The organism is Mameliella sp. MMSF_3455, from assembly GCF_030733205.1.
Taxonomy (GTDB): domain Bacteria; phylum Pseudomonadota; class Alphaproteobacteria; order Rhodobacterales; family Rhodobacteraceae; genus Antarctobacter.
In genome coordinates, this window is sequence record NZ_JASHJL010000011.1 from 18,054 (window position 1) to 44,306 (window position 26,253).

General features: G+C 63.1%; 24 protein-coding genes. 17 read left to right on the forward strand and 7 right to left on the reverse strand.

The window, feature by feature from the left end; genetic code table 11:
* The first annotated feature begins 143 nt into the window (after positions 1-143).
* Positions 144-1,154, forward strand: a complete 1,011-nt coding sequence (locus tag RBB42_RS10125) for a GlxA family transcriptional regulator (protein ID WP_305971397.1) — start codon at positions 144-146, stop codon at positions 1,152-1,154.
* The gene (locus RBB42_RS10130; RefSeq protein WP_305971396.1) at positions 1,151-1,645 is read left to right on the forward strand and encodes a GNAT family N-acetyltransferase; all 495 of its coding nucleotides are present in this window, start codon (positions 1,151-1,153) and stop codon (positions 1,643-1,645) included. The genes RBB42_RS10125 and RBB42_RS10130 overlap by 4 nt, the downstream gene beginning before the upstream one ends.
* A gap of 1 nt (position 1,646) precedes the next feature.
* Here the strand turns inward: RBB42_RS10130 and RBB42_RS10135 are convergent, their stop codons facing one another.
* Together RBB42_RS10135 and RBB42_RS10140 are read right to left on the reverse strand one after the other, a co-directional pair.
* Positions 1,647-2,522: a bifunctional helix-turn-helix transcriptional regulator/GNAT family N-acetyltransferase gene (locus RBB42_RS10135; protein WP_305971395.1), complete on the reverse strand. Its 876-nt coding sequence runs from the start codon at positions 2,520-2,522 to the stop codon at positions 1,647-1,649.
* Positions 2,523-2,635: 113 nt separating this feature from the next.
* The gene (locus RBB42_RS10140; protein WP_305971394.1) at positions 2,636-3,748 is read right to left on the reverse strand and encodes a PQQ-dependent sugar dehydrogenase; all 1,113 of its coding nucleotides are present in this window, start codon (positions 3,746-3,748) and stop codon (positions 2,636-2,638) included.
* Between the two features lie 179 nt (positions 3,749-3,927).
* On the opposite strand from RBB42_RS10140, the gene RBB42_RS10145 reads away from it, so the two are divergent.
* The 8 genes from RBB42_RS10145 (at position 3,928) to RBB42_RS10180 (ending at position 10,360) form a co-directional block, all read left to right on the forward strand.
* Complete coding sequence (locus RBB42_RS10145; protein ID WP_305971393.1) at positions 3,928-5,112, forward strand: ABC transporter substrate-binding protein; 1,185 nt, start codon at positions 3,928-3,930, stop codon at positions 5,110-5,112.
* 96 nt (positions 5,113-5,208) lie between these two features.
* Complete coding sequence (locus RBB42_RS10150; protein ID WP_305971392.1) at positions 5,209-5,994, forward strand: ABC transporter ATP-binding protein; 786 nt, start codon at positions 5,209-5,211, stop codon at positions 5,992-5,994.
* On the forward strand, positions 5,991-6,818 hold the full coding sequence (locus tag RBB42_RS10155) for an ABC transporter ATP-binding protein (protein ID WP_305971391.1): 828 nt from the start codon (positions 5,991-5,993) through the stop codon (positions 6,816-6,818). The genes RBB42_RS10150 and RBB42_RS10155 overlap by 4 nt, the downstream gene beginning before the upstream one ends.
* A 4-nt stretch (positions 6,819-6,822) precedes the next feature.
* Positions 6,823-7,194, forward strand: coding sequence for a hypothetical protein (locus RBB42_RS10160; protein ID WP_305971390.1), 372 nt, complete (start codon positions 6,823-6,825; stop codon positions 7,192-7,194).
* On the forward strand, positions 7,194-7,577 hold the full coding sequence (locus RBB42_RS10165) for a hypothetical protein (RefSeq protein WP_305971389.1): 384 nt from the start codon (positions 7,194-7,196) through the stop codon (positions 7,575-7,577). The genes RBB42_RS10160 and RBB42_RS10165 overlap by 1 nt, the downstream gene beginning before the upstream one ends.
* A gap of 76 nt (positions 7,578-7,653) precedes the next feature.
* Positions 7,654-8,664 carry a branched-chain amino acid ABC transporter permease gene (locus RBB42_RS10170; protein WP_305971388.1) on the forward strand — a complete coding sequence of 337 codons (1,011 nt, stop codon included), beginning with the start codon at positions 7,654-7,656 and terminating at the stop codon, positions 8,662-8,664.
* Positions 8,661-9,953, forward strand: a complete 1,293-nt coding sequence (locus RBB42_RS10175; RefSeq protein WP_305971387.1) for a branched-chain amino acid ABC transporter permease — start codon at positions 8,661-8,663, stop codon at positions 9,951-9,953. The genes RBB42_RS10170 and RBB42_RS10175 overlap by 4 nt, the downstream gene beginning before the upstream one ends.
* A gap of 173 nt (positions 9,954-10,126) precedes the next feature.
* Positions 10,127-10,360: a hypothetical protein gene (locus RBB42_RS10180; RefSeq protein WP_305971386.1), complete on the forward strand. Its 234-nt coding sequence runs from the start codon at positions 10,127-10,129 to the stop codon at positions 10,358-10,360.
* 5 nt (positions 10,361-10,365) lie between these two features.
* Here the strand turns inward: RBB42_RS10180 and RBB42_RS10185 are convergent, their stop codons facing one another.
* Positions 10,366-10,986, reverse strand: coding sequence for a helix-turn-helix domain-containing protein (locus RBB42_RS10185; RefSeq protein ID WP_305971385.1), 621 nt, complete (start codon positions 10,984-10,986; stop codon positions 10,366-10,368).
* Between the two features lie 81 nt (positions 10,987-11,067).
* Here RBB42_RS10185 and RBB42_RS10190 point away from each other — a divergent pair, with 81 nt between their 5' ends.
* From RBB42_RS10190 to RBB42_RS10220, 7 genes are all read left to right on the forward strand, one after another.
* A complete protein-coding gene (locus RBB42_RS10190) occupies positions 11,068-12,591 on the forward strand; it encodes a class I adenylate-forming enzyme family protein (RefSeq protein ID WP_305971384.1) in 1,524 nt (507 codons plus the stop codon).
* A 54-nt stretch (positions 12,592-12,645) separates the two neighbouring features.
* Complete coding sequence (locus RBB42_RS10195; RefSeq protein WP_305971383.1) at positions 12,646-13,290, forward strand: DsbA family oxidoreductase; 645 nt, start codon at positions 12,646-12,648, stop codon at positions 13,288-13,290.
* Positions 13,287-13,655, forward strand: a complete 369-nt coding sequence (locus tag RBB42_RS10200) for a potassium channel family protein (protein WP_305971382.1) — start codon at positions 13,287-13,289, stop codon at positions 13,653-13,655. Before RBB42_RS10195 ends, RBB42_RS10200 begins: the two co-directional genes overlap by 4 nt.
* A 141-nt stretch (positions 13,656-13,796) precedes the next feature.
* Positions 13,797-15,011, forward strand: coding sequence for a multidrug effflux MFS transporter (locus tag RBB42_RS10205; protein ID WP_305971381.1), 1,215 nt, complete (start codon positions 13,797-13,799; stop codon positions 15,009-15,011).
* 162 nt (positions 15,012-15,173) lie between these two features.
* Positions 15,174-16,388, forward strand: coding sequence for an NADP-dependent isocitrate dehydrogenase (locus tag RBB42_RS10210; protein WP_305971380.1), 1,215 nt, complete (start codon positions 15,174-15,176; stop codon positions 16,386-16,388).
* Between the two features lie 89 nt (positions 16,389-16,477).
* The gene (locus RBB42_RS10215) at positions 16,478-17,098 is read left to right on the forward strand and encodes a YitT family protein (protein ID WP_305971379.1); all 621 of its coding nucleotides are present in this window, start codon (positions 16,478-16,480) and stop codon (positions 17,096-17,098) included.
* Between the two features lie 222 nt (positions 17,099-17,320).
* The gene (locus tag RBB42_RS10220) at positions 17,321-18,847 is read left to right on the forward strand and encodes a peptidoglycan-binding protein (RefSeq protein ID WP_305971378.1); all 1,527 of its coding nucleotides are present in this window, start codon (positions 17,321-17,323) and stop codon (positions 18,845-18,847) included.
* Between the two features lie 98 nt (positions 18,848-18,945).
* Here RBB42_RS10220 and RBB42_RS10225 read toward each other — a convergent pair whose 3' ends face one another.
* The 4 genes from RBB42_RS10225 to RBB42_RS10240 form a co-directional block, all read right to left on the reverse strand.
* A complete protein-coding gene (locus RBB42_RS10225; protein WP_305971377.1) occupies positions 18,946-19,200 on the reverse strand; it encodes an EF-hand domain-containing protein in 255 nt (84 codons plus the stop codon).
* Between the two features lie 475 nt (positions 19,201-19,675).
* Positions 19,676-19,966: a hypothetical protein gene (locus tag RBB42_RS10230; RefSeq protein ID WP_305971376.1), complete on the reverse strand. Its 291-nt coding sequence runs from the start codon at positions 19,964-19,966 to the stop codon at positions 19,676-19,678.
* 11 nt (positions 19,967-19,977) lie between these two features.
* Positions 19,978-23,637 carry a vitamin B12-dependent ribonucleotide reductase gene (locus tag RBB42_RS10235; RefSeq protein ID WP_305971375.1) on the reverse strand — a complete coding sequence of 1,220 codons (3,660 nt, stop codon included), beginning with the start codon at positions 23,635-23,637 and terminating at the stop codon, positions 19,978-19,980.
* 587 nt (positions 23,638-24,224) lie between these two features.
* Positions 24,225-26,177 carry a DUF4214 domain-containing protein gene (locus RBB42_RS10240; protein WP_305971374.1) on the reverse strand — a complete coding sequence of 651 codons (1,953 nt, stop codon included), beginning with the start codon at positions 26,175-26,177 and terminating at the stop codon, positions 24,225-24,227.
* Positions 26,178-26,253: the final 76 nt, after the last annotated feature.

Sequence of the window (26,253 nt, forward strand, 5' to 3'; positions counted from 1 at the left end):
GGAGAGGCTGTATACTCTGCGGCACTTCGCGTGACCAGCCGTGTTTTTCGCGACATGTCTTGACGCTGCTGATCACATCTGCCCATGTGCTTCGACAGATCTGCGGTCCGGCTGCCGCAGCACGATCAAGAAGGTGGCATCTCATGTTTCCCCCGCCTCAGCGCCAGGTCATCGAACTTGATACGGTTCCGGCCAAGCCTCGCCGTTTCGTCTTCGTCCTCCTCGACAATTTCACTCTGCTGTCCTTTGCCGCGGCGCTGGATTGCCTGCGCCTTGCCAACCGCATGTCGCAGAAGAACCTGTATGAATGGCGCGTCGTCAGCGAAGGCGGTGAAACGGCCAGCTGCTCCACCGATACGGTCTTTCAGCTCGACGGCGGCCTAGACGAATTGCACCGCGAAGACACCATCGTGATCTGCGGCGGGTCGGACGTGCAGAAGGCGACCTCGAAACGCCTTCTCAGCTGGTTGCGCCGCGAGGCCCGCAAGGGGCTGGTGATCGGAGGGCTTTGCACCGCAGCCTATACTCTGGCGAAGGCCGGGCTGCTGGATGGCAAGCGGGCGACGATTCACTGGGAGAACCAGGACAGTTTCGCGGAAGAGTTCGACGAGGTGGACCTGACCAAGTCGGTCTTTACCATCGACGGCAACCGGCTCACCACGGCGGGCGGCACGTCGTCCATCGACCTTTTCCTGCAGATCATCGCCAATGACCACGGCGAAGAACTGGCCACGGCAGTGGCAGACCAACAGATCTACTCCTCGATCCGGACCGACCAGGACACCCAGCGGCTGAGCGTGCCGACCCGCATCGGCGTTCGGCACCCCAAGCTGAGCCAGGTCATCCAGATGATGGAAAGCAACATCGAGGAACCAATCAGCCCATCGGTACTGGCCAAGGAAGTCGGCATGTCCACGCGCCAGCTTGAACGGCTGTTCCGGCGCTACCTCAACCGCTCGCCCAAGCGCTACTACATGGAATTGCGCCTGCAGAAGGCCCGGAACCTGCTAATGCAGACGGAAATGAGCGTGATCAACGTGGCGCTGGCCTGCGGCTTTGCCTCGCCTTCGCATTTCTCGAAATGCTACCGCGCGCATTACAAGACGACCCCTTACCGGGAACGCGGCGCCCAGTCCTCGCGCCTGTCGGTGTGATCCGGACCGCGCGCCTGCTGTTGCGGCGGGCGCGCCCAACGGACCTGGAGCCGTTGCACGCCGTGCTGTCGTATCCGCGCGCCATGCGGTATTGGGCGCACCCCGCACATGACGACATCACGCAAACGCTGGGCTATCTGCAAGGCCTCATCCACGACCGTCCCGACAGCGTTGACCTGGTGATCGAATATCAGGGAAGATGCATCGGCAAGGCGGGCATGTGGCGGGCGCCGGACTTTGGCTACATCCTGCATCCCGACCACTGGGGCAAAGGGCTGGCCTTCGAGGCCCTCTCGGCGCTCTTGCCGGAACTGGCCCGGCAACGGCCGGATCTGTCAAAGCTGACCGCCGAGATCGACCCGCGCAATACCGCTTCTGCCCGGTTGCTGGGGAAACTCGGATTCACCCACCTGAGAACCGAGGAAAAGAACTTTCTCTACGGTGGATGGGAATGGTGCGACAGTGCCTACTACGAACGCGACCTGACCTGATTCACAGGTGTTTCTCAAAGAAAACATCCGGATACGGATCGTCGTTGAAGCGCGGAATTTCGCGCCACCCGGACTTTCGGTAAAAGCGCACCGCCTCAGGCAGCGCGCTGTTGGTGTCCAGTCGCAGAGTCCTGATCCCAAGCCCTCGCGCCTCGTCCTCGATGGCCTGCATCAGAAGGTCGGCCAGTCCCATGCGCCTCGCCGAAGGCGCGACCCAGACACGTTTGACCTCGGCATAACCCTTGTCCGTGCCCTTCAACCCGGCACAGCCGATTGCCAGGCCGTCCAGAACCGCCAGCAGGAAGGCGCCACGCGGTGGTTCCATGTCCCGCGCTTCGGGATCGGCGGATAAGTTGACGTCAAACCCGCCTGAAAACCGCTCGGCAAGCTCTGCGTAGTAGGTGGCAAGACAATGCTGCGCGCGCGGGTCCGACGGCGGCACGCGCTGGATTGCGGTCCGATCGAATCCCAACGCCGTGGCGACAAGATCCATCGCCTGCAAGAGCGCCTCGGGATGGGGATGTCGGGACAGGATCGCCCCCGCCTGCGCGTCAGAGAGTGCCTCGTATGCCGCGAATTCCGTCTTCCCGGCAGGGGTCAGCTGGGCTTGTCGGCGGCGTGCATCACTGTCTGAAGCCGTGACCGTGACCAGCCCCTCGTCCTCCAGCCCCCGCAGAAGGCGGCTCATCAGGCCGGAATCGAGCTTGAGGTGCGCCCGGATCTCTGCCACGTCCGACACCCCGTTACCGATCGCATGCAGAACCCGTGCAGGACCAAGCGGACGCCCTCGGCCAAGGAAAGAGGAATCAAGCGCCCCGACCTCCGAGGTCACGGCGCGATGAAAACGGCGGGTGCGGGCGATGGCGTCGATGGTCATGCAGGCCTCGATATTTTTTCTGACTTTTGTCAATCAAATGATCCACCGTCCAGACGAAAAACAGCCCCGAAGGTCATCCGGGGCCGTCTCTTCTCGGACTATCGTGAAAGACTTCAGCCGTCCGAGGACGGCACCATCCGGTAAAGTGCCCCGTTACCGACGCTGAGGAACCAAAGCCCACCGTCCGGCCCTTGGTCCACGTCGCGGACCCGCAGGGTCTCATCGCTCTCGATCCGTTCGACTTCGGCAAGAGGGTCGCCGGACAAGCGCGAGATGTAGTCGAACTTCAACGACCCGATGAACGCATTTCCGGACCAGTCCGTCACGTTTCCGTCGTAAAAGGTCATACCCGAGGGCGCGATGGACGGATCCCAGTAGTAGACCGGCTGCGCCATGCCTTCTTTCTGCGTGCCCTCGCCGATCTTGCTGCCATTGTAATTGACGCCGTAGGAAATCACAGGCCAGCCATAGTTCGTACCGGCCGCGATCCGGTTCACTTCGTCGCCGCCGCGGGCCCCATGTTCCACGGCCCAAAGCTGGCCCGAGCCATCCAAGGCCGCGCCCTGCGGGTTGCGATGGCCAAAGGACCAGATCTCGGGCAGTGCCCCCTCCGCATCCACGAACGGATTGCCCGGCGCCGGGGCCCCGTCGCGTGTAATGCGCAACACCGAGCCATTGTGCATCGAGAGGTCCTGCGCCTTGGGGCCATCGCCCCGATCGCCCACGGTCACAAAGAGATGCCCGTCCTCGGCCTCGACAAGGCGCGAACCGAAATGGCGTCCGCCGCGCGTGCCTTCGGCGATTTCGAAGATCGTCTTACCCTCCTCCAGCCGGGCGCCGTCCGCGGACAGGCGGGCTTTGAACACGGCTGTTCCGGTGCCCCGACCCTGCTTGCGCGCGTAAGTGAAGAAGACCTCGCGGCTGGTCTCGAAATCACGAGGGACCATGACGTCCAGGAGGCCACCCTGACCGCTGTCCACGACGTCCGGCGTCCCCTCGACCACCGTCGAACTGCCATCTTTGATCCGCAGGAGACGCCCCCCGCGCTCGGTGACGAGGATGGTGCCGTCCGGCAGAAAATCGAAGGCCCAGGGAATGTCCAGCCCTTCGACCACGGGAAGGATTTCCATCGGCCCGGCCTCTGTCTGGATAGGCGAGGCCTGAATGGCGCCACCCATTCCGATCACGCCACCCGCCAGGATTGCCACCAGTGAATTCCGTTTCATTGCGCTACTCCCTTTGCCCAAGGCGTGAACCCCCGGACAGGGAATTGGTTCCGGGGCGCGGCAGAGCCAGACTGACTTGGCGTCCGCCTCCCGGCGTTCGGCGCGTGGGGCCTTTTCTTTTCGGAAAACGATGCTTAGGCTTCCGCCAGGACATCAAGATCCAACATGGGAGTTATCAAATGAAGAAATTGCTGATGGCCACGACGGCTGCCGCTCTGACCGCTTCGGCCGCCTATGCCGAAAGCCACGCGAGCGAAGCCAAGATCGGTATCATCCTCGGTTTCACTGGTCCGATCGAATCCATCACGCCGGCGATGGCCGATGCAGCCGAACTGGCGTTGTCCGAAGTCAACGACTCGGGCAAGTTCCTGGACGGTGTCATGCTGGCCCCTGCCCGCGCGGACTCCACCTGCATCGATGCCGCAGCGGCCACCGCAGCGGCTGAACGCCTTGTCTCCGAAGGCGTCGTGGGCATCATGGGCGCCGACTGTTCCGGTGTGACCGGCGCGATCCTGTCGAATGTGGCCGTGCCGAACGGCGTCCCGATGGTTTCACCCTCGGCGACCTCGCCGGCACTCTCGACCGCCGAAGACAACGGCCTGTTCTTCCGCACCGCCCCGTCGGACGCACGCCAGGGCGCCGTCATCGCGGAAATCCTTGCTGAAAAGGGCATCACCGAAGTCGCGGTGACCTACACCAACAACGACTACGGCAAGGGTCTGGCAGATGCCTTCGCATCGGCCTTTGACGGAACCGTGACGCTTTCCGCGCCGCATGACGACGGCAAGGCAGACTATTCGGCCGAGATCGGCGCGCTGGCCTCGGCCGGTGGCGAGGCCCTCATGGTCTTCGGCTACACCGACCAGGGCGGCAAAGGCATCATCCAGGCCTCCTACGACACCGGTGCATTCGACACCTATGTCATGGCCGACGGCATGTTCGGGTCCAACCTGTTCTCGGAACTTTCCGACGCACTGGAAGGCTCCTACGGTACCGTGCCCTGGGCGACCGGCGCGGGCGCAGAAGCCTTCGAGACGATCACCGCAGCTGCCGGTGTCGACCCGACCAGCTCCTTCACCCGCGAGTCCTATGACGCCGCGGCGCTGATGGCGCTGGCGATGATGAAGGGCGGCGCCGCCACCTCCGACGCCATCGCAGCCAACCTGCTGGACGTGGCCAACGCCCCGGGCGAGCCGATCCTGCCGGGTGAACTGGCCAAGGCGCTGGAGATCCTCGCCGAAGGTGGCGAGGTCGACTATGTCGGCGCCTCGGGTGTCGAACTGATCGGCCCGGGTGAAGCCGCCGGGACCTACCGCCACTACACCATCACCGGTGGTGCCGCGGAAACCGTCGAGTTCAAGTAACCGACACCATGCAAAAGAGCAGCTGGGCCAGTCCCCGCTGCTCTTCCTGCTTTACGGGGGTGCCGTTCGCGGCACCGCCTTTCGGGGGCTATCCAATTGATAAAGGTGGACAACCTGCACCGGCATTTCGGTGCTTTCCGGGCCGTTGACGGTGCCTCGCTAGAGATTGCCACGGGATCGATCACCGGGCTTGTGGGACCGAACGGCGCGGGCAAGACGACGCTCTTCAACGTGATCGCGGGCGCCCTGCCGCCGACCAGCGGCACCGTCACGATGGACGGTGAGGACATCACCGGCCTGCCGCCGCACGAACTGTTCCACAAGGGCTTGCTGCGCACCTTCCAGATCGCACATGAATTCCACTCGATGACCTGCCGCGAGAACCTGATGATGGTGCCGGGCGGACAATCGGGCGAGACGTTGTGGAACACCTGGTTCGGGCGCAAACGCATCGCCGACGAGGAACGCGCCCTGCGGGCGAAGGCCGACGAGGTGCTCGACTTCCTGACCATCTCGCACCTCGCCGATCACCCGGCAGGCGCGGTCTCCGGTGGCCAGAAAAAGCTGCTGGAACTTGGCCGAACCATGATGGTCGACGCCAAGATCGTCTTCCTCGACGAGGTTGGCGCCGGGGTGAACCGGACCCTCCTGAACACAATCGCGGACACCATCGTTCGGCTCAACAAGGAGCGAGATTACACCTTCTGCGTGATCGAGCACGACATGGATTTCATCGGACGCATCTGCGACCCGGTCATCGTCATGGCCGAAGGCAAGAAGCTGGCCGAGGGCACGCTGGACGAGATCAAGGCCAACGAGCATGTGATCGAGGCCTATCTGGGCACCGGGCTCAAGAACAAGGACCAGGTGGCAACCGTATGAGCGACAACCCATACCAGAACGACCGCGGCAACAAGGACGCCTCGATCACCCGGCCCGGCAAACCCAGCGAGATCGACTCGACCAAGCGTTCGGGGCCCATGACGGAGGCGCCCGGCGGGCCATACCTGATCGGCGACACGATGACCGGCGGCTATGGCAAGGGGCCCGATATCCTGCACGATTGCACCATTGCCGTGGACAAGGGCGAGATCGCGGTCATCGTCGGCCCCAACGGCGCGGGCAAATCGACCGCGATGAAGGCCGTTTTCGGCATGCTGGACGTGCGTTCGGGCGCGGTTCGGCTGGACGGGCACGACATCACCCAGCTGACCCCGCAGGACCGTGTGGCGCAGGGCATGGGGTTTGTGCCTCAGACCTCCAACATCTTCACCTCGATGACCGTCGAGGAAAACCTGGAGATGGGCGCCTTCATCCGTCTGGATGATTTCACCAGCACGATGGAACAGGTCTACGAACTGTTTCCCATCCTCAAGGAAAAGCGCCGCCAGCCGGCGGGCGAACTGTCGGGCGGTCAGCGTCAGCAAGTGGCCGTGGGCCGTGCTCTGATGACCCAACCCAAGGTGCTGATGCTGGACGAACCCACCGCCGGTGTCTCGCCCATCGTGATGGACGAACTGTTCGACCGGATCATCGAGGTGGCCCGCACCGGCATTTCGATCCTCATGGTGGAGCAGAACGCACGCCAGGCACTGGAGATCGCCGACAAGGGCTATGTCCTCGTGCAGGGGCGCAACGCCTATACCGGGACAGGCAAGGAACTGCTGGCCGATCCCGAGGTGCGCAAGAGCTTTCTGGGGGGCTGAGGCGATGCGGCCCCTCACCCAGGCGGCCTTGTGGTCCCTCGCCCTGCCTGCGGTCCACGCACCCGCCCACGCTGCGGTGGATACCTTCGACTGCACTCTCAGCCGGGACAGCACCCGCATGAAGCTGCGGTTCGACCTCGACCCGGCGAGTTTCGCGCCGCCTGTCGATCCGGCCGATCCTCCGCGCCGGCGCGTCAGCCGCGTCCGCATGGGAGAAGCTGAGTTCGAGGCCGAGGCAATCCTGGGCCAGGACGGCTCTCACGGGTTTTGGGCCGCGACGCGGGGCGCGTTGATGACGGTGGCGCCGGACGGCACGGCCCGCATGAGCGATCACGGGGAACGCCCCTGGCAGGGGCAATGCAAGGAGATCGGGTAATGCAGAAACTGGTACTGGCCCTCGCGCTGGCAGGATGCGCGGGCGCGTCCCTGGCCGATATCATCGAAACCCCGGGCGCCTCCCTAATGTCCTGCAACTACACCGTGGAATGTTTCGACGAAGAGGCCTGCACCTTTGCGCAGTTCGGACATGACGTCGACCTGCCCAAGCAAATGCCTGGCGAGGCCGAACTGGTCCTGGGCACGGGCCCGGCGATGGGCACGGCCCAGGTGGTGAACGACGTGCTGGTGATCTTTGCGCACGATGGCTACGGCAGCTACCTGCTCAGCCAAACGCCCGAAGGACTGGCCAAGCTGAGCGTGCAGTTCGCCGATCCGCTGACCGTCGTCACCTATCACGGCGAATGCGTGGTGACCGAGTGACCGCTCGCAATCCCATCAAGACCATGACAAGAGCCGCCGGGCCAACCGCGCGGCCGACCAACGAGGGCAACGACTGATGGATTTTCTCAACGCCATCGTGGCGCTATCCAACTTCGTGATCATCCCGGCGATGGCCTATGGCAGCCAGCTGGCGCTTGGCGCGCTGGGGGTCACGCTGATCTATGGCATCCTGCGGTTTTCGAATTTCGCGCACGGCGACACGATGGCCTTCGGCACGATGGTGGTGATCCTGTTCACCTGGCTTTTCCAGTCCTGGGGCATCAGCCTCGGCCCGCTGCCGACCGCGCTCTTGGCGATCCCTTTCGGCATCGCGGGCACCGCCGCGCTGGTACTGATCACCGACCGGGGCATTTATCGGTTCTACCGGGGGCAAAAGGCGAAACCCGTGGTCTTCGTGATCGTCTCGATCGGCGTGATGTTCATCTACAACGGGCTGACCCGATTTATCCTGGGCGCCGACGACCAGCGTTTTGCCGATGGTGAACGGTTCATCATCAATGCCCGCGAATTCAAGCAGATGACCGGGCTCGACGAAGGTCTGGGCATCAAGACCACGCAGGGTCTGACCGTGGTGACGGCCATCATCGTCGTGGCGCTGCTGTTCTGGTTCCTGAACCGCACGCGCACCGGCAAATCCATGCGCGCCTATTCCGACAACGAGGACCTGGCGCTGTTGTCGGGGATCAACCCGGAACGTGTCGTCATGGTGACATGGCTGATCGTGGCGGCACTGATCACCGTGGCGGGCACGCTTTACGGGCTCGACAAGTCATACAAGCCCTTCACCTACTTCCAGCTTCTGCTGCCGATCTTTGCCTCGGCCATCGTCGGCGGTCTGGGCAGCCCGCTGGGCGCCATTGCCGGCGGTTTCGTCATCGCCTTTTCCGAGGTGGCGATCACATATGCCTGGAAAAAGGTGCTGGTCTACCTGATGCCCGAGGCGCTGGAGCCCTCCGGCCTCGTCCAACTCATGGCCACGGAGTACAAGTTCGCGGTCAGCTTCATGATCCTCGTGGTGGTGCTGCTCTTCAAGCCCACGGGCCTGTTCAAGGGGAAATCGGTATGAGCCAGTCGATCCGCACATATGCGCTTTTCGCGCTCGTCGCGCTGCTGATCATCGGCACGGGCCTTCTGCAGGGTTGGGACCTTGCCCTCGTGATCCTGAACATGGGGCTGGTCAGCGCGATCATGTCGCTGGGGGTGAACCTGCAATGGGGCATCGCCGGGCTGTTCAACGTCGGTGTCATGGGCTTTGTCGCGCTTGGCGGCATGGCCGTCGTGCTGGCCTCCGTGGATCCGGTGGCAGAGGCATGGGCCGCAGGCGGCGCCCGCGCGATCCTTGCTCTGGTCCTTGGGGCCGCCACCATCGTCGCCACGGTCCTCGCCTGGAAAAAGACCAAGAACCGCTGGCTGACCGCCGCCATCCTGATCGCGGGTTTCGTGATCTACCGCATGGTGCGGGACCCGGGCGTCGACGCCATCGAGGCGGTCAACCCGGCAGGCACCGGTTTCCTTGGCGGCCTTGGCCTGCCGGTGGTGATCGGCTGGATGGTCGGCGGGCTGCTGGCGGCAGGCGCGGCATGGATCATCGGCAAGACGGCCCTCGGCCTGCGTTCGGACTACCTGGCCATCGCGACGCTGGGGATCTCCGAGATCATCATTGCCATCATGAAGAACGAGGAATGGCTGACCCGCGGCGTCAAGAACGTCACCGGCCTGCCGCGCCCGGTGCCCGATGCCATCGACCTGCAGAACGATCCCGGCTTCGTCGAACGGGCCGCGAACCTTGGCTTTGACCCGACCGCCGCCTCGACTCTCTACATCAAGATCGGCTACGGGCTGATGTTCGCCGCGGTGCTGATCATCCTTCTCGTGCTGGCGCAACTTGCACTGAACTCGCCCTGGGGCCGGATGATGCGCGCGATCCGCGACAACGAGACCTCGGCCCGCGCGATGGGCAAGGACGTCACCTTCCGCCATCTGCAGGTCTTCATCCTTGGCTCGGCGATCTGCGGCATCGCCGGCGCCATGATGACCACGCTGGACGGGCAGTTGATCCCGACGTCTTATCAGCCGCTGCGCTATACCTTCCTGATCTGGGTGATGGTGATCGTCGGCGGTTCGGGCAACAACCTGGGCGCGGTCCTGGGCGGTTTCCTGATCTGGTTCCTCTGGGTGCAGGTCGAGGTACTTGGTCCCGGCTTCATGACCTGGATCACCGGCGCGCTGCCGGACGACTCGGGCCTCAAGGCGCACCTTCTCGACAGCGTGCAACACATGCGTCTGCTGACGATGGGAGTAATCTTGCTGTTGGTGCTGCGCTTCTCGCCGCGGGGATTGCTGCCGGAACGCTGAGGCACATTGCCTGAACCGGCAAAGGCCCGCATCGCGTGGTGCGGGCCTTTTTCTTGGGCCCCCGCGACGACGATCCCATGCTAAAGTCGTAGGACCTGCGGCAGCCTGACCACTATCACCACGTCACGAAAAAGATACATTTGATATTTGGCGGACACGAAGGAGTGACCAAGATGGACTGGCACGAGCTTTCAGCCAACTGGGATAGCATGTTCGGCAAACTCAAACGCCGTTTTCCAGCGATCGACCGGAACAGCCTGTCCAGGGCGCCCCGGGACCGCCGGGAGCTGACGCATCATATCGCGGACATGCATGAATTGACCCTGCACGAGGCACATGATGCCCTGGAGGAATTCATGGACCGCGAAGCGCTGGCACGGCGGGCGAGCGAACTCGAAAGCCGCTAGGCAGTTCAGGCCAGCGACGTCACCCAGAGGATCGTCGCATCCTCTGGTGAGACCGAAACGACGTTGTGCCCCATCGTGGCGTCGTAGTAGGCGCTGTCGCCGCGCTTCATCTCGATGGGTTCATAGAACTCGGTGTAGAGCGTGATGACCCCGGTGAGGACAAAGAGAAATTCCTCGCCGTCGTGACGCACCCAACCGTCGAACTCCTCCATCCGCCGCGCACGCACACGGGCACGGTAAGGCAGCATCTTTTTCCGGGTCAGGGTCTCGGCCAGCAGGTCGTGTTCGTAGGTGGCTGTCGCGTGGCGCTGGCCCTCGCCCGAGCGTGTCACGACCATGCGGCCATTGACCTTGTCCTGCTGCGGCGGCGTGAAAAGCTGCGGCACAGTGATCTCAAGCCCGACTGCAAGTTTCTTGAGCGCGTCATAGGTGGGCGACATCTGCCCGTTCTCGATCTTGGACAAGGTGGATCGTGCCAGGCCGGCCTGTCGCGCTGCCTGTTCCAGCGTCCAGTTGCGTTCCTTGCGCAGATCGCGCACGCGCTGACCCAGATCGAGCGGTTCGGCCTGGGGTGTCTCGCCGCTGTCACGGGCGATGCTGATGAGGGTCTTTGGATCACGCGACATGGGCTCTTGCTATAGGCCGCGCCCCTTCCTTGTGCAAGCGCCCCTCTTGCAGGTCCCCGCGCCGCGGTCTAGGCGATGGGCATGACCCTGGATGCCTCGCTTTTCGACGAGGGGCGCTTTGACCCCTGCCCCGCTCCGTTCAACCTGGCTAAGCATGTGTTGACGGCAGGGGCCGCCACCCCCGACAAGATCGCCCTGTCGGTGGTCAAACCCTCGGGCGCTCAGCGTTGGTCCTATGGAAAACTGATTGCGGCGGTGCGCGGGACGGCGACCGGCCTCTTGCAGGCGGGACTGGAACCGGGGGACATCCTGTTGATGCGGTTGGGGAACACGGTGGATTTCCCGATCGCCTACCTTGGCGCGATCGCGGCCGGCGTGGTGCCGGTGCCGACATCGTCACAGCTGACCGCGCCGGAAGTGACCCGGATCATCGAGCATCTTGCACCAAAGGCCATTCTTCGTGCCGAAAACATCCCCTGCCCGGAGACCGGTCTTCCGGTCTTCGGACCTGGGGCCTACGAGTCCTGGCACGATCTGCCGCCGACGGACTACCAGATGGGGGATCCGGACAGGCTGGCCTATATCATCTACACTTCGGGCACATCCGGCACGCCCCGTGCGGTGGGTCATGCCCACCGCGCCATCTGGGCGCGGCAGATGATGATGGAGGGTTGGTATGGCCTGCGCGCCGAAGACCGCCTGCTGCATGCCGGCGCCTTCAACTGGACCTATACACTTGGCACCGGGTTGATGGATCCCTGGACACTGGGCGCCACGGCGCTGATCCCGGCGGCGGGCACCGATCCGGCGCAACTGGCGCTCTTGATGAAACGGTTCGAGGCGACGATCTTTGCCGCCGCGCCGGGTGTCTTTCGACAGGTGCTGAAATTCCCGGTGCCCGAGATGCCCGCCTTGCGCCATACGCTCGCCGCAGGCGAAAAACTGTCCGAGGCGTTGAGGGATCGCTGGCGCGAGGTCACGGGAACGGAAATCTACGAGGCCTACGGCATGTCGGAGTGCTCCACTTTCATCTCTTCGGCCCCCGGTCGGCCTGCCCTGCCCGGCACGCTGGGCCGGCCACAACCGGGCCGCCGCGTCGCGATCCTGGGCGAGGACGCCGCGCCAGTCCCCTTGGGGACCGAAGGCACGATCGCCATCGACCGTCATGACCCCGGCCTGATGCTGCGCTATGTCGGCGCGCCCGAGGCAACGGCAGAGAAATTCTGCGGTGACTGGTATCTGACCGGCGACCAGGGCGCGATGGATTCCGAGGGAAACATCACCTATCTTGGCCGTGACGACGACATGATGAATGCGGGCGGCTACCGCGTCTCGCCGCTGGAGGTGGAGGCGGCGCTTGCGGATCTTCCGGGGATCATCGAACTGGCGGTGACGGATATCGCGGTCAAGGAGGACGTGCGCATCGTTGCCGCTTTCTATACAGCCGATGCGGAACTGGACGAAGGGGCCCTGAAAGCCGCAGCCGCGGAACGGTTGGCCCGCTACAAGTGCCCGCGCGCCTTCATCCGCATAGACACGCTGCCACGCAATTCGAACGGGAAACTGCAACGCAAGGCGCTCAAGGATCACGTGCTGGACGGTTAAGGGCAATCGCCCTGGCCGAACAAACCGTGTAATCAGTAGCTCAGGGAGGCTATCATGATCCAGCTCGACATCTTCTCCGACCCGATCTGCCCCTGGTGCTACATCGGCAAGGCCTACCTTGACCGCGCACTGGAGGCGAACCCGGACCATCCGTTCCAGGTCCGCTGGCTGCCCTTCATGCTGAACCCGGAGATGCCCGCCGCCGGCATGGACCGGCGCGCCTATCTCGAAGGCAAGTTCGGTGGTCGGGAGGGCGCGGTGCAGGCTTATCTGCCGGTCGAGGAACACGCGGCCAAGGCCGGTTTGACCATGCACCTGGACCGGATCGAAAAGACACCGAACACCGTCGACGCCCACCGTTTGATCCACTGGGCAGGGATCGAGGGGCGGCAGACACCCATCGTCTCGGCGCTGTTCCGAGCGTATTTCGTCGAGGGGCGTGACATCGGCGAGGCAGAGGTGCTGGCCGATGTGGCCGACAGCCTCGGCATGGATGCCAGCCTGGTGCTGCGTCTGCTGGCCTCGGACGAGGACCGGCGAGAGATCGTGGAACGCGATGCGGCAGCGCGCGGCATGGGCATCAACTCGGTCCCGACCTTCATCGTCGCGGGGCAGCACGCGGTCCCGGGTGCCCAGCCGCCGGAGCTATGGAACCGGGTCATCGAAGAATTGCGCACCGGCGTCGATCCCGAAGCATGACGCGGCTGCGCTTTCTGACGCTTGCGCTGACGCTGGCGGCGATCATCGCCGCCGGCACGGTCTTTTTCCGCCTGGTCGAGGGGTGGTCCTGGCTGGACTCCTATTTCTTTTCTGTCGTGACCCTGTCGACCGTGGGCTATGGCGAACTGGTGCCCCAAACACCTGCGGGCAAGATCGGCACGACGGTCTTCATCCTGCTGGGGTTGGGCATCTTCGCCGTGGCGATCCAGCAATTCGGGGTCTTTGCCATGCGCAAGCGTGAGGAACATACCGAATGGCTCATCGCGCGCCTGGGCAGCGACACGGATGCCGCCAACAGGGATGACTCGCCCGAAAGCATCGAAAAGGCGTCAAGAGAGCAATAGTTTCCCGCTCCGAGTGCACGAACGGCCTTCGGTCTGTGCGTCAGATCACCGAACTTGGCCTTACAATCGCGGACTGTTCGGATATAGCTGGGAGTTCGAGGAAGGGCGGTTTGGCCCTTTTTCCCGAGTCCCGAGGTTTCCATGTCAAGTCTTCCCAGTAGAGGCGAGTTCATCGCCATTGTTGCGATGCTTTTTGCCAGCATTGCCTTTTCCATCGACGCCATGCTGCCCGCATTCCCCGAGCTGACGGCGCAATTCTCGCCCGACGATCCGAACCGGGTGCCGCTTATCGTCACGATCTTCATGCTGGGCATGGGAATGGGCACCTTCTTTACCGGTCCGTTGTCGGATGCGTTTGGACGCAAGGCCGTGGTGCTGGGAACCGCCGCCCTGTATATCCTGTCCGCCCTCGGCGCGCTGCTGGCGCAGAGCCTGGAAATGCTGCTGTTCGCACGCTTCATGCAGGGGCTTGGCGCCGCCGGGCCCCGTGTCGTGGCGCTGGCCATCGTGCGTGACCTTTATTCCGGGCGGGCAATGGCGCGGATCATGTCCTTTGTCATGGTGATCTTCACCATCGTTCCGGCGCTTGCCCCGACGCTGGGGGCCGGACTGATCTGGTTTGGCGGTTGGCAATCGGTGTTCTGGGCCTTTGCGATCTTCGCGACGCTGTCCAGCGGCTGGTTGGCGCTGCGCCTGCCAGAGACCCTGGCCGTCGAAGACCGGCGCCCTTTCCGCTTTGGCGCACTGAACGAGGCGCTGCGCGAAATGGTGTCACATCAGGTCGTCCGGCAATCCATGATCGCCCAGATGCTGTGCTTTGGCGCGCTGGTGGTGATGATCTCGAACATCCAGCCGATCTATGACACCTTCTTTGACCGCGCGGGCAGCTTTCCCCTGTGGTTCGGCGGGATCGCCATCCTTTCAGCCTCGGCCAGCCTGTTGAACGCGGCTCTCGTGATGAAGATCGGCATGCGCAGGATGGTGACGATCGTCCTGACGGTCGAGGTCATTCTGAGCGCATCGATGACCTTGGTCCTGCTTGCCGGCATCGAGGGAACCGCGCTGTTTGCCTGTTTCGTGATCTGGCAGACCTCGATCTTCTTCATGATCGGCCTGACGATGGGCAATCTCAATGCCCTGGGGATGGAGCCGATGGGCCATATCGCGGGGCTGGCCGCCTCGGTCATGGGGGCGCTTGGCACGGTCGGGGCGGTCATCCTTGCGGTGCCGGTCGGTCTTGCCTTTGACGGGACACCGCTGCCCGTGGTCGCCGGGATCCTGGTTTTTTTGGTCGGTGCGCTCTGGATCATGGCCCGAATGGCCAGCCGCGAAGAGATGCAACAACCGGCCGAGTAAGCCGCCGCATCCAGACATCGCCGCCCGATTGGGCGGCGATCCTGTTTCGTCACAGGCTCACAAGACGAATTCCCGTTTCCGCCCCCTACCGCCATTGGTCCCCCGGGCAGTGATCGGCTAGAGAGGCAGGGAACTGCCGCCAGCCAACATGGGAATCGTAGGATGACGAAGATCAAGGTCGACAACCCGATCGTCGAGATGGACGGGGACGAGATGACCCGCATCATGTGGGATTTCATCAAGCAAAAGCTGATCCTGCCCTACCTGGACCTCGACCTGCTGTACTACGATCTGGGGATCGAAGAACGCGATCGGACCGAGGACCAGATCACCATCGACGCCGCCGAAAAGACCAAAGAGGTCGGCGTGGCCGTCAAATGCGCCACGATCACCCCGGACGAACAGCGCGTCGAGGAATTCGGCCTGAAAAAGATGTGGAAATCGCCGAACGGGACGATCCGCAACATCCTCGGCGGTGTGGTGTTCCGCCAGCCGATCATCTGCCGCAACGTGCCGCGCCTCGTGCCCGGCTGGACCTCTCCGATCGTCGTCGGACGCCATGCATTCGGCGATCAGTACAAAGCCACGGATTTCCATTTCCCCGGCGCCGGCAAGCTGACGATGAAATGGGAAGGCGCCGACGGCGAGGTGATCGAGCGCGAGGTCTATGACGCGCCGGATGCGGGCGTCTACATGGGCATGTACAATCAGGACGCCTCGATCCGCGACTTTGCGCGCGCCTCGCTGAACTACGGTCTGAACCTTGGCTGGCCGGTCTACCTGTCGACCAAGAACACCATCCTCAAGGCCTATGACGGCCGCTTCAAGGATCTCTTCCAAGAGGTCTACGAGGCCGAGTTCGAGGAGAAGTTCAATGAGGCCGGTATCTGGTACGAACATCGCCTGATCGACGACATGGTCGCCTGTGCCCTGAAATGGAACGGGAAATTTGTTTGGGCCTGCAAGAACTACGATGGGGATGTCCAATCCGATACCGTGGCCCAGGGGTTCGGCAGCCTTGGCATGATGACCAGCCAGTTGATGACACCCGACGGCAAGATCGTCGAGGCCGAGGCGGCACATGGCACCGTCACTCGTCACTACCGTCAGCACCAGGCCGGACAGTCGACCTCGACCAATTCTATCGCCTCGATCTATGCTTGGACCGGCGGTCTGAAGCACCGCGCCAAGCTGGATCAGAACGTCGCCCTGCGGGCCTTTGCCGAAACGCTGGAACGCGTCATCGTCGAGACCGTCGAAGCCGGCCACATGACCAAGGACCTGGCGCTGCTTGTCGGCCCAGACCAGGGCTGGCTGACCACGATGGGCTTTCTCGAAAAGATCGACGAGAACCTCAACAAGGCTCTGGCCGGTTGATGCCCGTTTCACGGGCAAGTGGTGCGGGCGCAGAAATATCTGCGCCCGTTTGACTTGCCAAAGGCGATGCCGACGGGCATCGGACCTGCATGACCATTCTGTCTCAGCCCCCTGCCGACCGTCACAGCCTCTGGGAAGATGCCCTGGGCTTGATCGTTGGCACCTGCATGATGGCGCTGGCGATCATGTTCCTGACATCCAGCGCGCTGATCACCGGACAGATCGCGGGCCTTTCGCTGATCGTCAGCTATGCGGCGGGATGGTCCTTTGGGGCGGTTTTCTTCGTTCTGAACCTGCCTTTCTACATTCTTGCCGTCCGGCAGATGGGGTGGCGCTTTACCCTGCGCACCTTTGCCGCCGTCGGTCTCTTGTCGCTGCAGACCGAGTATCTGCCCACGGTCCTGCGGCTGGAGCCAGTTCATCCGTTGGTCAGCGCCGTGCTCTTTGGCCTGCTGGCCGGGTTGGGCCTGATCGTGCTGTTCCGGCACGGTGCAACGCTGGGCGGCGTGGGAATCGTGGCGTTGTGGTTGCAGGATACGCGCGGCATTCCCGCGGGAAACGTGCAGTTGGGATTTGACCTCTGTGTCTTTGCCCTGGCGCTGGCGATCTTCGACTGGATGACCGTGGCAGTGTCGCTGACGGGCGCGGTGATCCTGAACCTGATGGTGACGATCAACCACCGCCGCGACCGTTACGTGGCCCGGTCCTGATCATGGCTTAAGGAGCGTTTGAAAAACGTTTTTTCAACGGCTTGCCTGCGCCTCTTCACCCATCTCCAGCGCCCTTAAACGCCCCCGGCCTTCAGCTCCGGTGGAAAAAGGGTTGCACCGCTGCTGCACCGTCACCTGCCAAACCCATCGTTGGCTTGGAAAAATCCGCCCCAACGGGCTATGACTTGGGTTGCTGCCACGCGACAGGCCCCGGAGTCCCTCATGAAATCTGCTCTTTTTTCCCGTTTCCTCCTGCCCGCGCTTCTTGCCTCCGCCTCGCTTGCGCCGCAGACCGGCCAGGCGGGTGAGATCACAACCGCGCCGAGCGCGCATTTCGACTGTGCGGCGACGCTGACAGGCACGATCCAACCCGGCGATCTTGAGCGAATCCAGTCACTTGACATGCGCGCTTTTGCCAATGGGGACCGACCGCTCTGCCTGGACAGCCCCGGCGGTTCCTTTGGTGAGAGCCTCAGGATCGCGGATTTCCTGCATGATCGCGGTATCCCCACCGCTGTCGATGACGGTGCGGAATGCCTGAACGCCTGTGCGCTTGTCCTGCTGGGTGGCAGCCGCCTGACGCGCGACGCCGGGCCGGTGCCGAACAAACGGATGCATCTGAACGCAAATGTGGCATTTGGGGGCCTGCACCTGCCCATCGCACAGCAGACCTATACTCCCGACCAGGTGGCCGAGGTCTATGGCGCCGCAATGCAGGCAGCGAGTGCATTCACCGCGCGGCTCGACACGCTCGACATTCCCACCGATCTCGCCGCCCAGATCCTTGCCCTGACCAGCAACGAACAATTGGCAGTCGACCGCGTGGACGAGGCCCGCGCCCTTGGGCTACAACTCGAAGGCTTCGAGGCCCCCAGCAGCCTGAGCGACACGATGGTGACGCGCTCCTGCATCCAGTCCAACCGGGATTTCGACCCGGATCACACCAGCCCGGGGCGGTCCGTCTACGATCACCGTGTTCTGCGCGAACAGGGTGCGACGGCGCATCGCAAGGCAACATACATCGTCGAGGCGATCATCGACGGCGTTCCGTCCTGGCTTGGTTGCCAGGTGGAACTGAACACTTCCCCGCCCGCCGAAGGACAGACTGCCGCCGCGCTGCGTCTGCGCACCAGTCCGGAATGGACCTCGGGCGGCAATCCGACGCTCTTTCAGGTGCACAAGGCCCTTCTGCCGCAAGACTGGACCGGCGTGCCTTTTCGCGATTTCTGGAAGCTTATTCCAGAGAACCAGACCCTTGCCGAGGCGCGCAAGATGACCGCGCCGGATGCCAGTTCTTCGATCATCGTGTCACCCGTGCGCAACCTGCCGGCCACCACGCTGGGCACAGAAGCAGCACTTGGCCTGCTGTTCGACGACCGGCAGGAAATCCAGAACCGCCTGACGCTCTTGGGGTTTGACACCCGCGGCGCCGACGGGATCTTTGGCCCCGGAACCCGTGACGCGATGCGCGAATGGCAACGGAGCAACGGGCTGGAGCCGACCGGGTTCCTGGATCGTACGCAACTGGACATGCTGAACCGGCAGAGCGCCTCGCTCTACGGCGTCTTTGCCGAGGAACAGCGGCGCGAGGAAGAAGAACAGGAACGGCTGCGCAACGCCCCTGCCCCGGTCTTCAACCCGCCGGCCTCGGCCGATGCGCCCGCGCCGGAACCAGAGGGGCAGCGCGTCCGGGTCTGCCAGCGGACGATCTTTGGCGAGCTGGTGAACTGCCGGATCGAATTCCGCTGACCTGGTGACCCGGTGATCTGCAAAGAAAAACGCGCGGCGACCAGGGGCCGCCGCGCGCCGGTGTCATGCCCCGGGGACAGGGGCATGGTCCACGCCGATCAGGCGTCGTTTGCCGGGATCAACCCGTCGGCACGGGCCGTGTCCAGCTCTTCGGCGCTCAGCAGGCCGTCGCCATCTGCATCCGCCTGAGCATAGTCATCCTGCGAGACGTCCGGGTACATGACCTGCACCTCTTCCAGCGACACCATGCCGTCACCGTCGGTGTCGAGCGCCACGTCGCCCTCCATGTCCTGCGCAAAGGCGGGAAGGGTGAACAGGGCCAGTGCGGCGCCGGTCAGGATCTGCGTTTTCATAGTCTTTCCTCCATGAGTGGTTGGTTGGAAGTGAGCCAAACATGGGACGAGTTTTTCCCCGCTTCGAGGTCTTGCGGCCAGCCGCTTGAAAACACGCGGCAAACTGCCGGAAATGCTGCTTCGCGCAAGCGGACCTTGGCCGGCGCCAAGCCGCACGCGGGACCCCGCATACAGGGCACGCGCATTCCGGCATGACACCGCCGAAGACGCACTCCGTGGGTCATTGGCGGGAACCTGCCCGCGCCGATGTCAGGGAAAAGAAAGGGGGCGTCCCTTTGGGGAAAGGACGCCCCGAGTTTCGCGTACAAGGCTCATCTGATTCACCGCCCGTGTCTTTTCTGCCTGCGGCCTTGTCAGCGTCTGGGGCCAGCGCACCGGCCCCTGGAACGGATGGCGGGACGGGACTCCCGGACCACCCTAACCACGCGGGGTCACTGGCAACGTGTCCCCGCATCACCCCCCCAGGGGTGTCTCTTCAGGCGCTCCGCCGGTCCTCGACCGGCAGGGCGCCAAGCGTCCGGAAATAGGCAATGCCCGTGGTCATGTCGAAGCGGTGGACTGTCAGGTCGAACCCGCTGCCGTCATGCGCGGTGGCCCTCAGGGGCGCCTCGCTGCGCATTGCCGTCCCGATGAAGCGCGTGGGCATTGCAAAGGACCCGGCGCCGCGGTGATCCGGACCGTCCGGGATCACGTTGACCGTGAGGGTCATCGGATCGCTGAGAATGCCATCCCATTCAAGCACGCAGTCCATCCGGAAGGACGCCATTCTATCGCTCCTCAGCTGCAGCCCGAGGTCGCGCCGCAGGTGTTGCACTTCATGCAGGTGCCGTTGCGCACCAGCGTGTAGTTGCCGCACTCGCCGCAGGCTTCGCCCTCGTAGCCCTGCATCTTGGCCTTGGTGACCGCCGTCATGGCCATCGCCGAGGAGGCCGATCCGCCGGACTTCGGTCCTGCAGCGGTGGCGGGCACCAGGGTCCGCAGCACTTGATCGGGGTCTGTCCCAGCTTCCAGCGCGACAGTCGCCTGGCCACCCTGCAGCACCACCAGTTCCTGCGGCAGACGCTTGCGCAGGTAGCCGGTCGAGCTGATCTGCTTCAGCACTTCCAGGCTGCGGCTGGCGGCGGTTTCCGACAGTTCCTGGACGTTCGACACGCCCTCTTCCTCGCCCCGGCCAAGGTCGTCAAAGCTGGCGCCCTCGGGTTTGACATGGGCCAGGTCGGTACGGTCAAGGTAGGACACGGCCAGTTCGCGGAAGATGTAATCAAGGATCGACGTGGCGTTCTTGATCGAGTCGTTGCCCTGCACCATGCCCGCCGGTTCGAACTTGGTGAAGGTGAAGGCGTCGACGAATTCCTCCAGCGGCACGCCGTATTGCAGGCCGACCGACACGGCGATGGCGAAGTTGTTCATCATTGCACGGAAGCCGGCGCCTTCCTTATGCATGTCGATGAAGATCTCGCCAAGGTTGCCGTCCTCGTATTCGCCGGTCCGCAGGTAGACCTTGTGACCGCCGACGATCGCCTTTTGCGTATAACCTTTGCGACGCTCGGGCATCTTGGTGCGGCCGGCGCGGGCCACTTCCTTGATCACGACCTTTTCGACGATCTTCTCGGCCAGGACCTGTGCCTTTTCGTGCTGCGAGCCGCTTTCCAGCACTTCCGCCGCCTCGTCGTCATCCTCGACCAGCGCGGCCGCAAGCGGCTGCGACAGTTTCGAACCGTCACGGTAGAGCGCGTTCGCCTTGACCCCCAGCGACCAGCTGAGTTCATAGGCCTTCTGGCAATCCTCGATGGTCGCATCGTTGGGCATGTTGATCGTCTTGGAGATCGCGCCCGAGATGAAGCTTTGCGCCGCCGCCATCATGGTGATGTGGCTGTCGACCGAGAGGAAGCGCTTGCCCTTCTTGCCGCAGGGGTTGGCGCAGTCGAAGACCTTGAGGTGTTCCTCTTTCAGGTGCGGCGCCCCTTCCAGGGTCATGGTGCCGCAAACGTGGTCGTTCGCGGCCTCGATGTCGGCCTTGGAAAAGCCCAGGTGCCGCAGCAGGTCAAAGCTGGGATCGACCAGTTTCTCCGCCGGAATGCCCAGGACGTCACAGCAGAACTCTTCGCCCAGCGTCCACTGGTTGAAGACAAAGCGGATGTCAAAGGCCGAGGCCAGCGCGCTTTCCACCTTCTCGATCTGCGCCGGGCCGAAGCCGTGGCCGATCAGGGCGGTGTGGTTGATGCCCGGCGCGTTGCCCAGCGTCTGGTGGCCCACTGCATAAGAGATGATCTCTTCGATCTGGCTGGATGTGTAGCCGAGGTTCTCCAGGGCGCCGGGGACAGACCGGTTGATGATCTTGAAGTAACCGCCGCCGGCCAGCTTCTTGAACTTCACCAGGGCGAAATCGGGCTCGATGCCGGTGGTGTCGCAGTCCATCACCAGGCCGATGGTGCCGGTCGGCGCGATGACCGAAACCTGAGCGTTGCGGTATCCGTGCTTCTCGCCAAGGCTATAGGCCTCGTCCCAAGACGACATGGCCAAGTGCACCAGGGCCTCGTCCGGGCAGTTCACAAGATCCAGCGGCACCGGCTTGACCGCCAGCTTGTCATAGCCTTCCGACGCGCCGTAGGCAGCGTTGCGGTGGTTCTTGATGACACGCAGCATGTGCTCGCGGTTGCGCTCGTAGCCCGGGAAGGCGCCCAGCTCACCGGCGATCTCTGCCGAGGTCGCATAGGATGTGCCGGTCATGATCGCGGTGAGCGCACCGCAGAGCGCACGGCCCTCGTCCGAGTCGTAGCCGTACCCCATGTTCATCAGCAGGCCGCCGATGTTGGCATAGCCCAGACCCAGCGTCCGGAAATCATACGACAGCTGCGCGATTTCCTTCGACGGGAACTGTGCCATCAGAACCGAGATTTCCAGCGTCAGGGTCCACAGGCGCGTGGCGTGGATATACCCCTCGGCGTCGAAACGGCCGTCCTTGAGGAAGGTCAGCAGGTTCATCGAGGCCAGGTTGCAGGCCGTATCGTCGAGGAACATGTACTCGGAACAGGGGTTCGAACCGCGGATCGCGCCGTCTTCCGGGCAGGTGTGCCAGGCGTTGACGGTGTCGTGGAACTGGATGCCCGGATCGGCACAGGCCCAGGCCGCGTGACCCACCTGCTCCCAGAGGTCGCGCGCCTTGACGGTCTTGGCGACCTTGCCGTCGGTGCGACGGATCAGTTCCCAGTCGGCGTCGTCCTTGACCGCCTTGAGGAAGGCATCCGTGACGCGGATCGAGTTGTTGGAATTCTGGCCCGAGACCGAGGCGTAGGCTTCGGAGTCCCAATCCGTGTCGTAGGTCGGGAACTCGATCGAGGCATAGCCCTGCCGTGCGTAGTCGAGCACGCGCTTGATGTAGGTCTCGGGGATCATGGCGCCCTTGGCCGCACGGATGGCCGCCTTCAGGGTCTCGTTGCTCTTGGGATCATATGCGTCGGCTTCATCGCCGTCCCAGACACGGATCGCCTCGAAGATGCCGTTCAACATCTTCTCGTGCATCTTCGAGCCGGCGACGATGGACGCCACCTTCTGCTCTTCCTTCACCTTCCAGTTGATGAATTCTTCGATGTCCGGGTGATCGGCGTCGCAAATCACCATCTTCGCTGCTCGACGGGTCGTTCCGCCGGACTTGATCGAGCCCGCGGCGCGGTCGCCGATCTTGAGGAACCCCATCAGGCCGGAGGACTTGCCTCCGCCTGACAGCGCCTCGCCCTCGGCACGCAGGGAGGAGAAGTTCGTGCCGGTGCCAGAACCGTATTTGAACAGGCGCGCCTCGCGCACCCACAGATCCATGATACCACCCTCGTTCACCAGGTCGTCCTGAACCGACTGGATAAAGCAGGCATGCGGCTGCGGATGCTCATAAGCCGACTTGGATTTCACCAGCTTGCCGGTTTTGTAATCGACATAGAAATGGCCCTGGCTGGGACCGTCGATGCCATAGGCCCAGTGCAGGCCGGTGTTGAACCACTGCGGGCTGTTCGGCGCGGCCATCTGGGTGGCCAGCATGTAGCGCATCTCGTCGAAATAGGCCTGGGCGTCTTCCTCGGTCGTGAAATAACCGCCTTTCCAGCCCCAGTAGGCCCAGGCGCCTGCCAGACGATCAAAGACCTGGCGCGCGCTGGTTTCTCCGGTGCGCGGCGTGTCCTTCGACGCCGGGACAGAGCGCCACAGGAATTCCGGCACGCCTTCTTCCTTGACGCGCTTCAGCTCGGTCGGAACCCCGGCCTTGCGGAAATATTTCTGTGCGATCACGTCGCTGGCCACCTGGCTCCAGCCCGCGGGCACTTCCAGCTGATCGAGCGCAAAGACAGTGGTGCCGTCAGGGTTACGGATTTCCGACTTGGTGATGACAAAGTCGATTTCGGCGTAAGCGTCCTGACCGGCCTTGGTGAATTTGCGTTCGATTTTCATCCCGGATGCCCTTAAAGTGTGTCCCGTTTTTTCGTGCCGGTCGGCAAGGCAAAGGACAAAGGCACCCTCCCGCTGTTGCCACGCGGGCCGAGGTCCACGCCCCGTTCAGATCCATGTTGTGCTTGTCTGTCCCTTGCCGTCGCCCACTACATCTAGTGGCTGTCGCGATCGGCCTACACAAAATGGCCCTGACGAACCGGAGTCGTCAACGCGTTTTTTTACGATATCTACATATATTTTGTGTTGACCAAACGGCACTCTACTAGGGGCGGTAGAGGGTCTCCGATTCATCCCGGATCTGTTAATAATTTCCGCATTCCCGCAAACCGTGGAAATACAAAGAGAGACGGCAGTTTATGCACAAATGCTTGTGGAAAACTTCGCGGATGACGGCCTAAATGGTTAATCTTTGTTAACTTCTCGGATGACCACCGATGTTGCAGTTCGAACACGCACAACACGCCAATTCGGGGAACAGCGCCCCAGCCCCACCACATCTAGTGTGGTGACCGATTCTTTGGCAGGCGCCAAAGAGAGGCGCCCGGGCCGCTGGCCCGGACGCTTGTGGTCGTGGCAGAACGCTGTGCTCAGACCAGGATCATCTCGCCCGAGACCTGCGCCAGTTGCGTATCTTGCAGCGTGACGGTCACATCCTGGTCCATGAAAACCACATCGTCCCCCTGCTGCATCATCAGTCCGATGGCCGCACCCGCATCCGGGTAGCCAAAGGCGGTGAAATCCAGCATGTCCCAGGACTCCAGGTCGGTCACGATGTGGCTGCTGCCCGTGTCGGTGCCAAAGACGAAGGTGTCCGACAGGTAGCCGCCCGACAGGGTGTTGGTGCCCCCGTTGCCCGCAATCACGTCATTGGTGCCCTGGGCATCGACCCAGTCTTCCAGGTCCGAAGCGCTGCGCATCTGCATTTCGGGGCTTTCCGAAAAGCCCAGAAGCACATCGGCCCGGGATGCACCTGCCTCCAACTGGCCGACCCAATGCGCCAGACCACCGGGATCCGCGCCGCGATCAAGGGTGTTCTGGTACATCGCCCGAACGAAGTCCTCGTTTGTACCGCCGCCAAAGACGGCGTTGAACTCGGGCGAATTGGCGAAACCGTTTGCCGCCGCGCTCAGGCCGAAAGAGCCCGACCCGATTCCGGTCGCCCAGGATTCAAAGCCGGGACCATCCGGGTTGCGGTCAAACGCGGTGACATACAGGCGATAGATCTGGCCTGTAATCCCTTCGATATCGCCGGAAAACATGCCATCGCCGAAGATCATGTCATCGCCACCACCGCCGCCGATGTTGTCCGCGCCCATGTTGCCGAACAGCATGTCGTCGCCTCCTGCCCCGCGCAGGATGTCATCGCCGCCGTCACCATAGGCCACGTCGGCCATGATCCCGGTCTGGGCATTGGGCAAACCCTGGTCGCTGTCCGACCAGGACCCGGTGTGTATCTCGTCGTTGCCCGCGCCACCGTGGATCGTGTCCATTCCGTCGGCCATCGCGTCAAAGGTCGATCCGGTCGCCTCTGCGGTGCGGCTGTCGCCGTCACCGGTCAGGATCTCGTCGCCCGCGCCGCCCATGATCATGTCGTTTCCGGCACCACCCGCGATGCCGCCGTCATAGTCGGCCAGCGTCAGCCCCCCCGAGGCGCCCGCATCGGCGGTGTTGGGACCATTGACGTCCATCTGGCCCGAATCCAGCATGTCGTCGCCGGCGTTGCCCTCGAGGATGTCGGCGCCAAGGCCGCCCATAAGCGAGTCATTGTCCGCACCGCCGGTGATCGTGTCGTTGCCCGCCAGACCGTCGACGATGTCATCCCCGGGCCCGGCGTCGAACATGTCGGGGTTGGGGGTCAGGACAACCGTGTCACTTGCGGTGTCGCGGTGCTCTGCCAAGACGGCAAGGGCCTCTGCCCGGGTGGCGACCTCGATGTCCCCAGCTGCGGCCGGTAGGATGCCGATATAGCCGTTCGTGCCGCCGGCGACCTCACCGCCCGTGCCCATGCCGATACCATCTGGAATCTCGACTCCGTGCAGCACGATCTCACGCAGTTCCAGCGGCATCAGGTCGGAAGCAAGGTAATCGGTCATCGTGACCGGGCTGAAGAAGTTGCTGTTGTCGCCGAGGTCATAGCTCTGGACGAAGGAGATTCGTCCCGAGGCGTCCGCCATCGGCATCATGCCGTCCATCGACAGCGGCAGGATCACGTCGCCATACTTGCCTACCCCTTCGAGTACCTCGACCATGCCATCACGGTCCAGGTCGTCCGCGATGGTTGGTGCCACGGAATCGATCGGCGCGCCCGTCTCGTCGAAAAGACCGTGAATGTGTTGTGCATGGGTCTGCGACGGTGTCAGCCCGGTGGCCGAGATCGCGACATTCAGATAGGCCGAGCCATCGTCGTCGGTGACCATCGCCAACACTGCGGTGCCCTCCACACCCGAACTGTTCAGCGCGCCCAGATCTACGGTCCAGAAGGCATCCGCCTGATCCAGAAACGTTTCGAATGAATCGTAATTTGAGGCCAAGTGGGCCATGAAAACTTCCTCCTGTCGCTTTTCGCGTGACCAGAGTCACGATTCAGGAAACAGAAAGTTTCATTGATCCGGGGAA

What these genes read in the sequence shown, in the direction of transcription:
- RBB42_RS10125 (WP_305971397.1), top strand. Translation starts at nt 144, where the DNA reads ATGTTTCCCCCGCCTCAGCGCCAGGTCATCGAACTTGATACGGTTCCG.
- RBB42_RS10135 (WP_305971395.1), bottom strand. Translation starts at nt 2,522, where the DNA reads ATGACCATCGACGCCATCGCCCGCACCCGCCGTTTTCATCGCGCCGTG.
- RBB42_RS10140 (WP_305971394.1), bottom strand. Translation starts at nt 3,748, where the DNA reads ATGAAACGGAATTCACTGGTGGCAATCCTGGCGGGTGGCGTGATCGGA.
- RBB42_RS10145 (WP_305971393.1), top strand. Translation starts at nt 3,928, where the DNA reads ATGAAGAAATTGCTGATGGCCACGACGGCTGCCGCTCTGACCGCTTCG.
- RBB42_RS10155 (WP_305971391.1), top strand. Translation starts at nt 5,991, where the DNA reads ATGAGCGACAACCCATACCAGAACGACCGCGGCAACAAGGACGCCTCG.
- RBB42_RS10160 (WP_305971390.1), top strand. Translation starts at nt 6,823, where the DNA reads ATGCGGCCCCTCACCCAGGCGGCCTTGTGGTCCCTCGCCCTGCCTGCG.
- RBB42_RS10165 (WP_305971389.1), top strand. Translation starts at nt 7,194, where the DNA reads ATGCAGAAACTGGTACTGGCCCTCGCGCTGGCAGGATGCGCGGGCGCG.
- RBB42_RS10170 (WP_305971388.1), top strand. Translation starts at nt 7,654, where the DNA reads ATGGATTTTCTCAACGCCATCGTGGCGCTATCCAACTTCGTGATCATC.
- RBB42_RS10175 (WP_305971387.1), top strand. Translation starts at nt 8,661, where the DNA reads ATGAGCCAGTCGATCCGCACATATGCGCTTTTCGCGCTCGTCGCGCTG.
- RBB42_RS10180 (WP_305971386.1), top strand. Translation starts at nt 10,127, where the DNA reads ATGGACTGGCACGAGCTTTCAGCCAACTGGGATAGCATGTTCGGCAAA.
- RBB42_RS10185 (WP_305971385.1), bottom strand. Translation starts at nt 10,986, where the DNA reads ATGTCGCGTGATCCAAAGACCCTCATCAGCATCGCCCGTGACAGCGGC.
- RBB42_RS10190 (WP_305971384.1), top strand. Translation starts at nt 11,068, where the DNA reads ATGACCCTGGATGCCTCGCTTTTCGACGAGGGGCGCTTTGACCCCTGC.
- RBB42_RS10195 (WP_305971383.1), top strand. Translation starts at nt 12,646, where the DNA reads ATGATCCAGCTCGACATCTTCTCCGACCCGATCTGCCCCTGGTGCTAC.
- RBB42_RS10200 (WP_305971382.1), top strand. Translation starts at nt 13,287, where the DNA reads ATGACGCGGCTGCGCTTTCTGACGCTTGCGCTGACGCTGGCGGCGATC.
- RBB42_RS10205 (WP_305971381.1), top strand. Translation starts at nt 13,797, where the DNA reads ATGTCAAGTCTTCCCAGTAGAGGCGAGTTCATCGCCATTGTTGCGATG.
- RBB42_RS10210 (WP_305971380.1), top strand. Translation starts at nt 15,174, where the DNA reads ATGACGAAGATCAAGGTCGACAACCCGATCGTCGAGATGGACGGGGAC.
- RBB42_RS10215 (WP_305971379.1), top strand. Translation starts at nt 16,478, where the DNA reads ATGACCATTCTGTCTCAGCCCCCTGCCGACCGTCACAGCCTCTGGGAA.
- RBB42_RS10220 (WP_305971378.1), top strand. Translation starts at nt 17,321, where the DNA reads ATGAAATCTGCTCTTTTTTCCCGTTTCCTCCTGCCCGCGCTTCTTGCC.
- RBB42_RS10225 (WP_305971377.1), bottom strand. Translation starts at nt 19,200, where the DNA reads ATGAAAACGCAGATCCTGACCGGCGCCGCACTGGCCCTGTTCACCCTT.
- RBB42_RS10230 (WP_305971376.1), bottom strand. Translation starts at nt 19,966, where the DNA reads ATGGCGTCCTTCCGGATGGACTGCGTGCTTGAATGGGATGGCATTCTC.
- RBB42_RS10235 (WP_305971375.1), bottom strand. Translation starts at nt 23,637, where the DNA reads ATGAAAATCGAACGCAAATTCACCAAGGCCGGTCAGGACGCTTACGCC.
- RBB42_RS10240 (WP_305971374.1), bottom strand. Translation starts at nt 26,177, where the DNA reads ATGGCCCACTTGGCCTCAAATTACGATTCATTCGAAACGTTTCTGGAT.